This is a genomic window from Sporolactobacillus pectinivorans (genome assembly GCF_002802965.1).
Classification (GTDB): domain Bacteria; phylum Bacillota; class Bacilli; order Bacillales; family Sporolactobacillaceae; genus Sporolactobacillus; species Sporolactobacillus pectinivorans.
Genome location: NZ_NXGA01000001.1, coordinates 2,990,347 through 3,004,121, shown reverse-complemented (window position 1 = coordinate 3,004,121; position 13,775 = coordinate 2,990,347). Strand labels below are relative to the sequence as shown.

Below are 13,775 nucleotides of genomic sequence, written 5' to 3'. Positions count from 1 at the left end.
GAAAGTTGCACGTTGAAAAAGCAGAATCTGCGATTTGAAAGTGAGCATTTTACTCATCCTGCCAGCTCCTTCTTTTCTTTTTTAGTGGCAAAACGCCCAGAAAAACCATATATATATTAACGACATTCACAGGAGGGATGAAAACCGTGAAATTATATGTGGTTCAGAACGGTGATTCATTAGCGGGAATCGCTCAAAAAAATGAAATGGCGATTAATGATTTCAGGGATATGAACAACGGATTAACCGATGAAAATCTGGTTCCGGGAATGAAGGTAAAAGTATCAGGCGGTGTGCAGCCGCTGAAAGTGGAACGTTCCGAAAAGCCCAAAAAGCCGGTACAAACACAGCCTTTAGCGGCGGCACCGGCCCAACCCAAGAAACCCGTCACCGCGCCTACACAAAAGGTGAATAGTGTTTCCGGAGCAGCTCAGGGGCCTAATGTCGTTGCAGGAGCCCATGAGAAGGAAAAAGGAGCCCCGGTTGCCCCAGCTGCAACGGTTCAATCACCATCCGGCTCAGGGGATTATAAAACAATATTTTATCCCAAAGTAAGCAGCGATCCCTACTCTGCAGGATCAGCCGGCTATTTTCAGAATACGGGAAATATACTTCCAGGCCAGAATGCTCAGCCTTCAGTGACAGGGCCGACTGGACAGAATATGCAGAGCGCCCCGGGATATACAAGCTATCCGGAGCAGACAGGGAATATAGGAGGAAATGTGAATCCGGCCGTTATGCCGTATTACGGGAATCCTTATCTCCCTGCATTTTCCGGTAATCCGGGTTCCGCAGTCAGTCCGGCCGTTCAGCCCAATCACATGAACCCTTACTATAACCCATATACAAACCAGGCTGGCGCAGTCAGTCCATCGGCAGCGCCAAATAATGGGAACCCTTATTCTCCAATTTCTTCAGGGTATATGGGGAATACGATCAACCCGGCGGTGCAACCTGCAGCCTATAACCCGCAGTATCCGGGCAGTCCGGCCAGCGTGACAAGTCCGGCCGCTCAGTCTGCACCTAGCAATCTTTATTCTCCAGCAGCACAAAATCCGCCTGTTAAACCTGGTGTAAGTGCTGCTGCCATGCCAAGTGCAACCAGTCCCACGAAGAATGTTTTGTCTGGTGGTGCTCAAGGTCCCGGATCAGGAAAATTGGAGCCGGCCGTCATGAACCCGGCACAGCCATATCCTTTTCTTCCGAAGGGAATGATTCAGGCCCATCAACCGGCAGTCGGAACCTATCAGGGAGGAAAAAGTGTCCAGCAGTCTCTATCTCCATGGATTGGATCGGGAAAACCAAACGGGCCTGTCGCAGGGAAGATGGTGCAAAATCCTACCGGCCAGCAGAATATGGCCGGGAAAAGCAAATCGATGAGCCAGGGAACCGTAGGAGGCTACCCTTATCCATTCATGCCAGCCATGAATCCTCAAAAACCATGCAATTGCGGCGGACCCGGCACCCCTTATTCACCTTTTGCTACGTCACCTGCATTTGGGTATTACGGAGGAAATCAGCCTCCGACAGTGCCTTATTCGGGAATGTCGCCGGTTTCTGCGCCTGTGTATCAGCCTCAGGCACCAGCCAAGCCGACCGGTAAAAAATAATGCTTTTCCCTTTTTCTAATATTTACTTCTCGTTTGGAAGAATTCATCAGCGTAAAATCCTCCTTCTGCACACAAAATAAATGTGAAAGGGGGATTTGCATTGAAAAAAGCAATACTGGCATTAAGCGCAGCACTGGCCATTGGTGGCATATTACCCGGTTGCGGGGCGGGCAACGCGGCTTATAACAATCCAAACACACCGCGTAATGTCACCTACAGAAACAATCCTAATACCGCTTATCCATATCAACCGGAAAATGTCAACATGGATACGAACAGGCAGGATCGCTATAACTATCCGAACGAACGCCGGCTTGCAAAGAAAATTGCTGATCGGGCTAATACGGTTAAGGGTGTTGGCAGTGCCTACGCGGTTGTAAGCAGAAATAATGTACTGGTGGGTGCGGTTCCGGCAAATATCCACGCCAATAACTCCGGGCTGGCCAGCAAAGTAAGAGACGCAATAAAACCGCTGGCAGGCAACAGAACGGTCTACGTGACAACGGATAATCGTTATATCCAAAGAATTAAGACGGATGCGGCAAATTTCAATGCTGGAAAAGGTACGCGTGAAGTCCGTTCGGATATTGTCGGTATTATTGACGATCTGTCGCGTGCTCTGAAACGGCCATTTCAAAACAACAGCAAGTAATTAAAAAAATGAATTTTCGATCATTGACTAAAAGAGCGGGGAAACAGTTCCCTGCTCTTTTTTTCAGAAACAAAAATAGGTATAATGAAAACGGTGTTGCGTTTGGATCTTGCGCGGAGTATATAAGAAATAAGGACCTGGGGTGAATAGAATCTGAGGGCATTGTTGATTGATTTAAATCATGATGAACCGAATAAACACTCTGGGTGGACTAACGGTGTGTGGGAGGAGAAGAACTATGTCAGGACATTCGAAATGGAACAATATACAGCATAAGAAAAATGCGATGGATGCCATTCGCGGGAAAGCATTTATGAAACTTTCCAAGGATATTTTTCTTGAAGCGAGACACGGAGGCGGCGATCCGGAAATGAATGCCGGACTCCGGCATGCCATTGAAAAGGCGAAGGCCGCCAATATGCCGAACGACAATATTTCCCGGGCAATCAAAAAAGCAACCGGTGATCTGGATGGCGTTACCTATGATGAAATAACTTATGAAGGATATGGCCCCGGCGGTGTGGCGGTAATGGTAGACGTTTTGACGGACAATAGAAACAGATCTGCTTCGGAAATTCGTCATGCGTTTAGTAAGAGCGGTGGCAATCTTGGTGAATCCGGCAGTGTGGCTTTTATGTTTGATAAGCAGGGCCTGATTGAAATTGAGAAAAAAGATGAGCTAGATGAGGATCAAGTGATGATGGACGCGATTGATGCAGGTGCAGACGATTTGCGCACAGAAGAAGATCGCTTTGTGATTACCACTTCACCGGAATCTTTTGACACCGTTAAAAAAGTGCTTGAAGAAGAAAAGGGCTATGCCATTGACAGGGCCGAAGTAGCCATGGTTCCAAAAACAACAACATCGCTTACCGGACAGGATCTTGAGAAAATGGAAGAGTTGATGGATGTCCTTGAAGACAACGACGATGTTCAGGACATCTACAGCAATCTGGAAGAAGCCTGATCCGGAATCCGCTCTGCAATTTCCAAACCTTATAGTTTTTTTATACCGTCAGGCAGGTAAGTCAGGACATTGATGAAAAGATGTCCTTTTCTTTTTGCACGGCTTTATCGGCAGTTCACTCCAGCTGATAATTTTTGTGATAATTCCGGACCGTGTGATATGATATGAATATATTGACAGCGGGCAGGATTCATGGCTGCCGGATAAGGGGTTAAGTAAGTGTTCGACTATATAAGCGGTTTATTATCGTATCTTTCGGGAAACGGCATTGTCATTGAACAAAGCGGTATTGGCTATAAAATTGTATGCGCCAACCCGTTTAGTTACCAGCCGCTGATGAATCAGGATACGAAAGTGTACATTTATCAATATGTCCGGGAAGACGCAATGATTTTGTATGGATTTAAGACAAGGGAAGAACGGGAACTTTTTGTCAGACTTCTGACTGTTTCGGGAATTGGACCGAAGAATGCACTGGCTGTTCTGGCATCCGGAGATCCGGATGAGATCATCCAGGCAATCGAAGCTGAGGATAATCGCTATCTGACCCGCTTTCCCGGCATCGGCAAAAAAACAGCCGGGCAGATTATTCTTGACCTAAAAGGAAAGCTTGCAGATTTTTCTGTTTCAAATAATGTGAATACTGATGCTCATGCTGAAAATACGGCGCTCAGCGAAGCGCTGGATGCGTTAGAAATGCTTGGCTACTCAGAAAGAGAAATCCATCGAGTGATTCCGGAATTGAAAAAGCAGGAGCTGACAGCGGAGAATTATGTTAAAGAGGCGCTGCGCCTATTGACGAATACGTGACGAGGAGGCGGCTGAGATGGAAGATGAACGACTGCTTTCCAGTGAATCCACGCTGGAAGACCGGGGTATGGAAAAGTCGATTCGCCCCGCTGATCTGGATCACTATATTGGGCAGGAAGAAATAAAAAGGAACTTGAAAGTTTTTATTAAAGCTGCAAGAGAACGCCACGAGCCTCTCGACCATGTGCTGCTTTATGGACCTCCGGGACTTGGAAAAACGACTCTCGCCATGATTATTGCGGATGAAATGGAAGCTCATATTCGGACAACTTCAGGTCCCGCACTGGAGCGACCGGGAGATCTAGCGGCTGTTCTTTCTTCTCTGGAACCCGGGGATGTTCTGTTTATTGATGAAATACACCGTCTGAGCCGCCATGTTGAAGAAGTTCTTTATCCGGCTATGGAAGATTTCTGTATGGACATTGTCATTGGAAAAGACGACACGGCACATTCTGTCCGCCTGAATCTGCCGCCATTTACACTCGTTGGCGCAACAACCCGTGCCGGTTATCTGTCTCCCCCGCTGCGTGACCGGTTCGGTGTCATCAGCCGGCTGCAGTTTTACAGCCCGGACGAACTTTCTATGATTATCAGGCGGACGGCTTCTGTGCTGCATGTGGAGATCAGGGATGATGCCTGTGATGAAATCGCGGGCAGGTCAAGAGGAACACCGCGCATTGCCAATCGGCTGCTGAAAAGGATTCGCGATTTTGCTCAGATTGAGACGCGAGGCATCATTGACAGGGAAACCGCACGGATGGGACTGGATCGGCTTCAGGTGGACGAGGCTGGGCTGGACCGCGTAGATCATCAACTGCTTGAAGGCATGATCCATAAATTTAGCGGCGGTCCGGTTGGTCTGGATACCTTGGCGGCCGCCATCGGGGAAGAACGACATACCATTGAAGATGTGCATGAACCTTATCTGCTCCAGAGCGGCTTTATTCAGCGGACACCGCGCGGCCGTGTGGTCACGGATCTGGCGTACAGGCATTTTAATAGTGAAAGGACTGACTGATCCATGGGGGATATCGGAAAATTCCTGATGGCTGCCGGTGTTGTCCTTTTTGTCATCGGACTGTGCTGGCCGCTTGTCGGCAGGCTTCCAGGCGATATTCTGATCAAAAAGGGCAATGTCACATTCATGTTTCCGATCGTTACCTGCATTGTGATCAGTATCGTACTATCATTGATTATGTATTTTATTAATCACCTACGTTAACTGAAAGAGAGTGTATACGCGTTATGGATGTTTCAGATTTTGATTATGATTTACCTCAGGAACTGATTGCTCAGACACCGCTGAAAGACCGTGCGGCATCGAGACTGATGGTACTGAATCCGAATACGGATCGAATAGCACACCATCATTTTACTGAAATCGTTGATTATCTGAATCCCGGCGACTGCCTGGTTCTGAATGATACGAAAGTGCTTCCGGCACGCCTGATCGGCCATAAAGAGGAAACCGGAGCTAAAATTGAATTACTGCTCCTGAAGCAGACAGAAGGCGATTCGTGGGAATGCCTGGCTAAGCCGGCTAAACGCGTGCACGAAGGCGAACGCGTGATGTTTGGTGACGGACGGCTCGAGGCCATCTGCACAGAGGAACTCGATGAAGGACGAAGAATCGTCAGCTTTCACTATGAAGGTATTTTTTATGAGGTGCTTGAAGAATTGGGCAAGATGCCGCTGCCTCCTTACATCAAGGAGCAGCTGGATGACCCCGACCTTTATCAGACGGTTTATGCAAAACATCGCGGTTCAGCTGCCGCTCCGACGGCCGGTTTGCATTTTACAAAAGAGCTGCTGGCAAAAATCGAAGCGAACGGGATTCATCTCGTATTTATTACACTCCATGTCGGTCTAGGTACATTCCGGCCTGTAAAAGTGGACAAGATAGAGGAGCATACGATGCATTCGGAATTTTATCAGATGTCCGGGCAGGCTGCCGACACACTGACAAAGGCGAGAAGCGAAGGAAAACGGGTCATCGCCTGCGGAACTACTGTCATCCGCACGTTGGAAACGATAACCGCAAAATATAATGGAAAATTTTGTGAAGCTTCAGGCTGGACGGACATCTTCATCTATCCCGGCTTCAGATACAGGGCGATTGACGCTATGATCACAAACTTTCACCTGCCGAAATCCACTCTGATTATGCTTGTCAGCGCCTTTGCCGGTCGTGACTTCATTCTGAAAGCTTACCGGGAAGCAGTAAAAGAGAAGTACCGCTTCTTCAGCTTTGGAGATGCGATGTTTATTGAGGAAGGAATTAAGCGCAAATGACGGCAGCGGTGACTTATGAATTATTGAAAATCGATCGGCAGACGGGTGCGCGGCTTGGGCGCCTGCACACGCCGCATGGAGTCTTTGATACTCCGATGTTTATGCCCGTTGGGACGCAGGCGACAGTGAAAACCATGAGTCCGCGTGAACTGAAAGAGATCGGTGCGGGAGTGATTCTGAGCAATACTTATCATCTCTGGCTCAGGCCTGGTGAGGATATTGTTCAGGAAGCCGGCGGATTACACCGGTTCATGAACTGGGATCAGGGCATTCTGACGGATTCCGGTGGTTTCCAGGTTTTCAGCCTGAGCAAATTGCGCGACATTACCGAAGAGGGTGTTCACTTTCGCAACCATCTGAACGGGGCAAAAATGTTCCTGACGCCTGAAAAATCAATTGCGATTCAGAACGCGCTTGGCTCGGATATTATGATGTCTTTTGATGAATGCCCGCCTTACCCTGCAACCTATCAATACATGAAGCAGTCGGTTGAGCGGACAAGCCGCTGGGCGGAGCGCTGCTTGGTGGCGAACAGTCATCCGGATCGGCAGGCGCTTTTCGGCATTGTTCAGGGTGGCGTATTTAAGGATTTACGCAAGCAGTCCGCGGAAGAGCTGACATCACTGGACTTTCCCGGCTACTCAATCGGCGGCCTGTCCGTTGGAGAACCCAAATCGGCGATGAATGAAATACTGGCTTATACCACGCCATTTCTACCGACTGATAAACCGAGATATCTCATGGGGGTTGGTTCTCCGGATTCGCTGATTGACGGTGTCATCCGCGGGATTGACATGTTTGACTGCGTGTTGCCGACACGGATCGCCCGCAACGGGACCTGTATGACGTCGGGCGGACGTCTAGTCATCAAGAATGCGCAATACGCCCGCGATTTCGGGCCGATTGATGATCACTGCGACTGCGCTGTCTGCAGAAATTATTCCCGAGCGTACATCCGCCATCTGATAAAAGCAAATGAAACATTCGGATTTCGTTTAACTACTTACCATAACCTGTATTTTTTGATAAAATTAATGGAGCGTGTCCGATCAGCCATTAAGGAAGATCGGCTACTTGATTTCAGAGAAGAATTCTTTGAATCTTATGGTTTTAATAAACCGGATGCGAAAAACTTCTAAGACCGAAAGGGAGATTTAACATGAGCGGTAACTTGACAGGCTTGGTTATACCAATACTTATCTTTGTGGCGATTTTCTATTTTCTGATTCTGCGCCCACAACAAAAACAGAGAAAGCAAGTACAGGAAATGCAGTCCTCGCTGTCGCGCGGCGACAAGGTTATAACGATCGGTGGCCTTCAGGGCACCGTTGAATCCTTTGACGATCAGAATATTGTTCTGAGAAGCAGCAGCAGCAAACTTTCTTTTGAACGCAGTGCGATCCGTTCAATTGTTAAAAAATCCGGCACAGCGGCAGAAGAAGAGCATGAAAGTGCTAAAAAGAAGGATGCTAAAGAGGCAGCCGCCGAAAATACCGAAAAGTAACGAATAAAAAAGCAGCCCCCTCGGGGGCTGCTTTTTTATTCCCGGTAAAATTCTCACTAATAGAGGGCGTTCAAAAAGTCACCGAATGATCAGCGGCGAATCTCAACGCCCGCATTAGTTAAAAGGATCTTTCGCTAAATACGTACACGTCCTGTGTACAACGCGAAAGTCACCGCATCCTGCGTAAGTACGTCCTGCGCACACCGCAGAAGTCAGCAAGTCCTGTGCTAGTTCACGCAGCGTCAATCTACGCTCCGGTCCTCGAAACTTCGCCGCCTCGACCTTCTGACAATCATGGCTGACCTCGTGCAGGCGTTGCAACACGATGTTGCGTTTTTAGCCTGCGACTGTCCTCCTTCGTCACCTTTTTGAACAGGCTCTAATAGCGGTGTTTACCTGAAAAAAGATTGACACCGACAGTGCCGCCAATTGCTGAGGCAGCGACGTTGGCCAGAAAATAAATAAATTGCATCAGGCCTGGGGCGCGCTCGAGGCCAAGGTATTGAAAACAGAGACTGAACAAACAATAAAAAAGTCCTGTAACAGCCCCGATCATGAGGCCTCTTTCTTTCATCTTTGAGCCTGCAATTGTACCGCCGATAAATAGGGCAATGACAGAAATAACAATCGGCAGAACTGATCCGCTGGTTTCTGCAAATGAAGTAAAGCGCAAAAGTGAGGCAAGCAGCACGGCGGAAGCCAGAACAATGATGAACGATGCGGCAACTCCATAAGTAACGGCGGAAAACCAGTTGCGCGTCATAATTAAAACACCTCCGATCAGTGAATAGATTATATGTCAGGCAGGTCGCTCGGTTTCTGCCCCGATCAAAATCGAAAAATGGGCTAACCGGGACGGAAATTCCGGAGGGCCTGTCTGCAATCAGTTCTTCCATAAGTCTATTCGGACGGCCCTTGTTTATGACATCATTTGAACAACAGGGCTCATGTTACAGCCCAGGCTGCGCATAATAATCGTTAAGAGAAAATACAGGGAGATCAGCAATGGGAACAGCGGCAGCAAGGATGTTGTTTTTAATGATTATTTTACGTTTGGGCTTTAAAGAGCTTATGGTGAGTAAACCTGCGGAACGGACGCTTTCGGACTTCGCTGTTCTTTTTTCTGCGGTAGAACTGGCATTGGTTGCCGTGATCTATCCCGATCAGCCGCTGATTTACTTTCTGGCGCCGCTCACAGTCCTAGTTTCCGTCTACCGGCTTTCAATGATTTTCAAGCGATCTGAGGGAGTTAAGCAGCATACAGTTCCTTTTTCCATGGCTCGTGAAGCAGTTTATGAAGAACCCGGAATGCCCGCAGCTGGACGTTATGCTTCTTTTTCTGATTATGTCAGCGATTGCCCGCCTATGGCATTGCCCCTGATCGAGAACGGAAAAGTCCGCGGTGACAATCTCAAAAAAATTGGCAAAACGCAACTCTGGCTCCGGCGTGAACTGAGACATTTCGGCTACAGGGATTTAAGGCAAGTGAACTATTTGACGATTGATCAGACTGGTAACTTTTTTATGGATTTGAAAAAGTTTATTCCCGAAAGTTAATGAACCATTTTCCAATCACGGGAAGCTGAGCGAGCTGGTCTTTCTGAATCATGCCAAGGAACAGGGCAAACAGACTATAGAACACTGCAATCATGAAAATCAGAAGAAATGTCCGTGGGAGGAGGCTCAAACCTGTAAAACTCCGAAGGATCAGCAGATGGGCGAGAAATCCGGAAAAAGCAATTAGAATACCTGTACGGACATAATCTTTGAGTATGAGCGAAAACCCGATTGCCCTGAACATGACGCCGGCGTGCAGCATGGTAACCAGAACGACGTTGATACAGATGGCCAAAGCCACCCCCCGGATGCCGAATTCCGGACGGCTGGTGAGCAGAAAAAGCAGAACCGTTTTGACAACTGTGCCGATCAAAGTATTAATCATTGCTGCTCTGGCGAGGTCCAATGCCTGCAGAACGGCATGCATCGGTGCCTGAAAATAGAAAATCATGAAAAAAGGCGCCATCGTGTAGAGAAACTGAGCGGATTCAGGAGAATCATAAATAATCTGCATCAGCGGCCGTGCAAAAGAGTAAGTGACAACTATTGAAAGCCCACCGGTCAGCATGGCGATACGCAATGCCTGGTTCAACCGGTAATGAATCATGCCATAAGATTTCCGTGCGAATGCTTCACTGATTGCTGGAACAAGTGAGACGTGCAGGGCATGCGTGATGAAGCTTGGAAGAAGAAGCAGGGTCATTGCATAGCCTGTCAGCTGGCCATATAACTCTGCAGACGCCTTGATCGAATAGCCGGCAAGAAGCAGGCTATGTGAGACAATCATCGGTTCAAGAAAATTGCCGAGTGAGGCAATCAGACGGCTGCCCATCGTCGGAAGGCCGATGCCGAGAAGCCGGCTCAAGATACCCCGGCTGCCACGGAGCGAGTTCCGGTTTTTTCCTTTGAGACGGATCTGACTCTCCTTTTTGAAGGCGTGAAGCATATAGAGCAGGGAGGCACACTCGCCCGCGGAACCGGCAATCATGGCTCCTGCAGCCGCGTAGGCTACGCCGTAAGGCATCAGCAGGTTGGCCAGCGTTGCAACCAGAGAAATACGGACAAGCTGTTCAACAATTCCCGACCAGGCATAGGGCTTCATGTTCCGGATTCCCTGAAAATAACCGCGTAATACAGAACTGACAGCGACAATCGGAATCACGGGGGTGATGGCAATCAGTGGATAAATGACACGCGTATCAGCAAATAATAATTTAGACGACAGTGGGATAAGGGCAAGCATGGCAATCGTCAGGATGATGCTGATGGTGCCAACGATCGAAAGTGCCCAGCCGAGAATCATCCGAATCCGCCTATGATCACCGAATGTGTCCGCCTCAGCCACCAGTTTTGAGATGGCTACCGGCAGGCCGAGTTCGGTCAGAGTGACAACGAGCAGCATGGCAGGGAAAGCCATCATGTAAAGGCCGACCCCTTCATCACCGATGACTCTTGCCAGTACCATGCCGTTAATCATGCCAAGTATGCGGGTGACAAGCCCCGCTGCCATCAAAATAAAGGATCCTTTTAAGAATGATTGCCGTGTCATAGTTTGTCCGCCTTTTTGTGCTGAAGTTGCAACTGCTTTGTACACATAATGGATTTATATGCACGGATAGCACCCGGGCATGACAGGCTTGTTCAACTATCTTTGTTTATGTCCAAAAAGGTTTAATGAATGCTGATTTTGTGTTTCGTATTATCTGCCAATTATGCTATGATAAAGATTATGGGAGGAATGGATATGCCGGAATCCTTTGACGATCTGGAAAAATGGCGGAAGGAAATCGCTCCTTTTCTGCAAAGCAAACTGGAAGAGTTTCATTTGCTCGGGCTCAATCATTTGGTGATGGATGAGTTCTGGCAGTTTGCAAAAGAATCAATTGAAAAGAAAAAGGAGGACAGGCCTGAAAGAATCCATGAAGTGGTGGCGGCCATCATGTCGCTGACTGTGAACGATTATATGAACAAAATCCGTATGGATATGTTCAAAGACAGTTCAGTGAGAATGGACGGTCCGCTGTTTCAATAAAAGTGTTGAAAAGAAAGAGAGCGGACGCGGGACAGGTCCACCCTCAGAGATAGAGAAGGGAGCAAGTTAAGGTATGGTTAAAAAAGGACATGTTTTTTCCTTTTTTGCAATTTTGATTGTTTCAGCTGTTATATTAGGTTTGGTTACGATGCCCATCATACATAATGTGAAACTGGGTCTTGACCTGAAAGGCGGGTTTGAGGTTCTTTATCAGGTCAAGCCACTGAAAGCCGGACAGAAAATCGATCAAAATACGATGAGTAATGCGGTTGCCGCCCTCAATAAACGAATCAATGTCCTGGGTGTCAGCGAACCAAGCATTTCCATCCAGAACGGCAACCGAATCGATGTTCAACTGCCGGGCGTTAAGGATGAAAAACGTGCGCGCCAGCTGCTGTCGACGACCGCCAATCTGACATTCCGGGATTATAAGGATCGGCTGATGCTGGATGGCTCAGATCTGCAACCGGGAAAGGCACAGGTCGCCTTTGACAGCCTGAATCATCCGATGGTCACGTTGCAGCTGAAGGATTCGAATAAATTTGCCAATGTGACGAAAAAAATTCTCTCTTACTCGAATACGGTAACAAATAACCAGCCAGACAATGTATTGGTCATCTGGATGGACTACCAAAAAGGAGATTCTTATGAGAAGGAGCTTGGAAAAGCGAACCATAAGTACATTTCCAACCCATCAGTAGCCAGTGTGTTGAATACAAGCGATGTCCAGATCACCGGCAATTTTACGGTTCAGCAGGCGACAACGTTGAAGGATCTGCTGAACTCCGGATCACTGCCAGTGAAAATGGATGAAATTTATTCAACGTCTGTCGGCGCCCAGTATGGACAGAATTCGATGCAGGATACGCTCTTTGCCGGGGCACTGGGTGTTGCGGTAATCCTTCTTTTCATGCTGCTTTTTTACAGGCTGGGCGGACTGATTGCCGATATCAGTCTTGCTTTCTATATTTACATCGTTATGGGCGTGTTTGTCGGGTTGCAGGCTGTGCTTACGTTGCCGGGCATTGCCGCGATGATCCTTGGCATCGGGATGGCTGTTGATGCCAACATCATTACTCTTGAACGTATCAAAGACGAGATACGCAGCGGCAAGTCGATTTTGTCCGCCTTCAGGGCAGGGAGCAAGCGCGCGTTGCCGACGGTTGTGGATGCCAACATGACAACCATTATCGCTGGAGCTGTTTTGTTTATTTTTGGGGAAAGCTCCGTCAAGGGGTTTGCCGTTATGCTTCTGATCAGTAATTGCGTCACTTTCATTACCTCTGTCTATGGCGCACGTCTACTGCTTGGCCTTCTGGTCCACAGCAAAGCCCTGAATGCGAAACCGTGGCTGTTCGGTGTCAAGAGGAGTGATATTCGTGAACACTAAAAACGATATGAATTACAAACATTATAATAGATTTTACAACCATCTTGATTTTATGAAGCACAGAAATGTTTTTTTCATATTATCAAGCACGCTGATTATGCTTGGCATTATTTCGCTTTTTGTCTTCCATCTTAATCTGGGCATCGATTTTTCAAGCGGTACGCGTATTGATATCCAAATTAATCAGCCGATATCGGTCGCTAAAGTAACCCAAACATTTACGAGTATGGGTTATAATCCCGGAACGCCCGTACTTTCAGGGAATCATAACGATATCGCAACGGTGCGCCTGAATCAGGAGCTGAACCAGAATCAGATTGCGCAGATCAAGAGCGGCATTCAGAAACAGTTTAATGTCAATCCGAACGTCAGCACCGTCTCCCCGCAGGTCGGGCGTGATCTGGCGAAAAATGGAATATACGCCTTGATCATCGCTTCGCTGTTTATTATTATTTATGTCTGGATTCGATTTGAATTTTTGCAGGGGCTTACAGCGGTGCTGGCGCTGATTCACGATGCGTTTATCATTGTGACTGTATTCAGTCTCTTTCACATTGAGGTCGATATTCTGTTTATTTCTGCGGTGCTGACGATTGTCGGTTACTCGATTAACGATACCATTGTGACATTTGACCGCGTCCGTGAAAACATCAAACTGAGCAGGAAAAGGTTGTCAACGCTTCAGGAGCTGGGTGATGTTGTGAATCTGAGTATCCGTGAAACATTAACACGGTCTGTGAATACTGTATTGACCGTTCTTTTCCCGGTTATTTTTCTTCTGATCTTTGGCAGTGAATCAATTCGTACCTTTACCATTGCGCTTTTTGTCGGACTGATTTGCGGCGTTTATTCATCCATCTGCATTGCATGCCCTCTTTGGGCAGTGCTGAAGGCGAACTATCTTGCTTCCAGAAGGCAAAAAAGAACGGTTCGCACACAAACTGATGAATGATCTTGAGCA

The 13,775-nt window shown here is 47.7% G+C and carries 13 protein-coding genes and 1 pseudogene; 12 read left to right on the top strand and 2 right to left on the bottom strand.

Annotated elements, in window-relative coordinates; genetic code table 11:
* Window positions 1–146 precede the first annotated feature (146 nt).
* The 9 genes from COP04_RS14765 (at window position 147) to yajC (ending at window position 7,835) form a co-directional block, all read left to right on the top strand.
* The gene (locus COP04_RS14765; RefSeq protein WP_157800325.1) at window positions 147–1,610 is read left to right on the top strand and encodes a LysM peptidoglycan-binding domain-containing protein; all 1,464 of its coding nucleotides are present in this window, start codon (window positions 147–149) and stop codon (window positions 1,608–1,610) included.
* Window positions 1,611–1,710: 100 nt separating this feature from the next.
* Entirely contained in the window at window positions 1,711–2,262 is a 552-nt protein-coding gene (locus tag COP04_RS14760; protein ID WP_100488702.1) for a YhcN/YlaJ family sporulation lipoprotein, read from the top strand.
* Between the two features lie 238 nt (window positions 2,263–2,500).
* Complete coding sequence (locus COP04_RS14755) at window positions 2,501–3,229, top strand: YebC/PmpR family DNA-binding transcriptional regulator (protein WP_100488701.1); 729 nt, start codon at window positions 2,501–2,503, stop codon at window positions 3,227–3,229.
* 219 nt (window positions 3,230–3,448) lie between these two features.
* Window positions 3,449–4,039, top strand: coding sequence for a Holliday junction branch migration protein RuvA (gene ruvA / locus COP04_RS14750; protein WP_100488700.1), 591 nt, complete (start codon window positions 3,449–3,451; stop codon window positions 4,037–4,039).
* Window positions 4,040–4,055: 16 nt separating this feature from the next.
* Window positions 4,056–5,057, top strand: coding sequence for a Holliday junction branch migration DNA helicase RuvB (gene ruvB, locus COP04_RS14745; RefSeq protein WP_100488699.1), 1,002 nt, complete (start codon window positions 4,056–4,058; stop codon window positions 5,055–5,057).
* 3 nt (window positions 5,058–5,060) lie between these two features.
* Entirely contained in the window at window positions 5,061–5,261 is a 201-nt protein-coding gene (locus tag COP04_RS14740) for a DUF2905 domain-containing protein (protein WP_100488698.1), read from the top strand.
* Window positions 5,262–5,284: 23 nt separating this feature from the next.
* Window positions 5,285–6,331: a tRNA preQ1(34) S-adenosylmethionine ribosyltransferase-isomerase QueA gene (queA, locus tag COP04_RS14735; protein WP_100488697.1), complete on the top strand. Its 1,047-nt coding sequence runs from the start codon at window positions 5,285–5,287 to the stop codon at window positions 6,329–6,331.
* Complete coding sequence (gene tgt, locus COP04_RS14730) at window positions 6,328–7,470, top strand: tRNA guanosine(34) transglycosylase Tgt (RefSeq protein WP_100488696.1); 1,143 nt, start codon at window positions 6,328–6,330, stop codon at window positions 7,468–7,470. Before queA ends, tgt begins: the two co-directional genes overlap by 4 nt.
* 20 nt (window positions 7,471–7,490) lie before the next feature.
* Complete coding sequence (gene yajC / locus COP04_RS14725) at window positions 7,491–7,835, top strand: preprotein translocase subunit YajC (RefSeq protein ID WP_100488695.1); 345 nt, start codon at window positions 7,491–7,493, stop codon at window positions 7,833–7,835.
* A gap of 379 nt (window positions 7,836–8,214) precedes the next feature.
* Here yajC and COP04_RS14720 read toward each other — a convergent pair whose 3' ends face one another.
* Window positions 8,215–8,598 carry a TIGR04086 family membrane protein gene (locus COP04_RS14720; RefSeq protein WP_100488694.1) on the bottom strand — a complete coding sequence of 128 codons (384 nt, stop codon included), beginning with the start codon at window positions 8,596–8,598 and terminating at the stop codon, window positions 8,215–8,217.
* 275 nt (window positions 8,599–8,873) lie between these two features.
* Between COP04_RS14720 and COP04_RS14715 the strand changes: the two genes are divergently transcribed.
* Window positions 8,874–9,392, top strand: a complete 519-nt coding sequence (locus COP04_RS14715) for a YetF domain-containing protein (protein WP_162297110.1) — start codon at window positions 8,874–8,876, stop codon at window positions 9,390–9,392.
* Here the strand turns inward: COP04_RS14715 and spoVB are convergent.
* Window positions 9,376–10,941, bottom strand: a complete 1,566-nt coding sequence (gene spoVB / locus COP04_RS14710) for a stage V sporulation protein B (RefSeq protein ID WP_100488692.1) — start codon at window positions 10,939–10,941, stop codon at window positions 9,376–9,378. The two genes, COP04_RS14715 and spoVB, sit on opposite strands and share 17 nt — an antisense overlap.
* 195 nt (window positions 10,942–11,136) lie before the next feature.
* On the opposite strand from spoVB, the gene COP04_RS14705 reads away from it, so the two are divergent.
* The gene (locus tag COP04_RS14705) at window positions 11,137–11,424 is read left to right on the top strand and encodes a post-transcriptional regulator (RefSeq protein WP_100488691.1); all 288 of its coding nucleotides are present in this window, start codon (window positions 11,137–11,139) and stop codon (window positions 11,422–11,424) included.
* Between the two features lie 73 nt (window positions 11,425–11,497).
* Window positions 11,498–13,766, top strand: a pseudogene (gene secD, locus COP04_RS14700) (protein translocase subunit SecD).
* Window positions 13,767–13,775 lie beyond the last annotated feature (9 nt).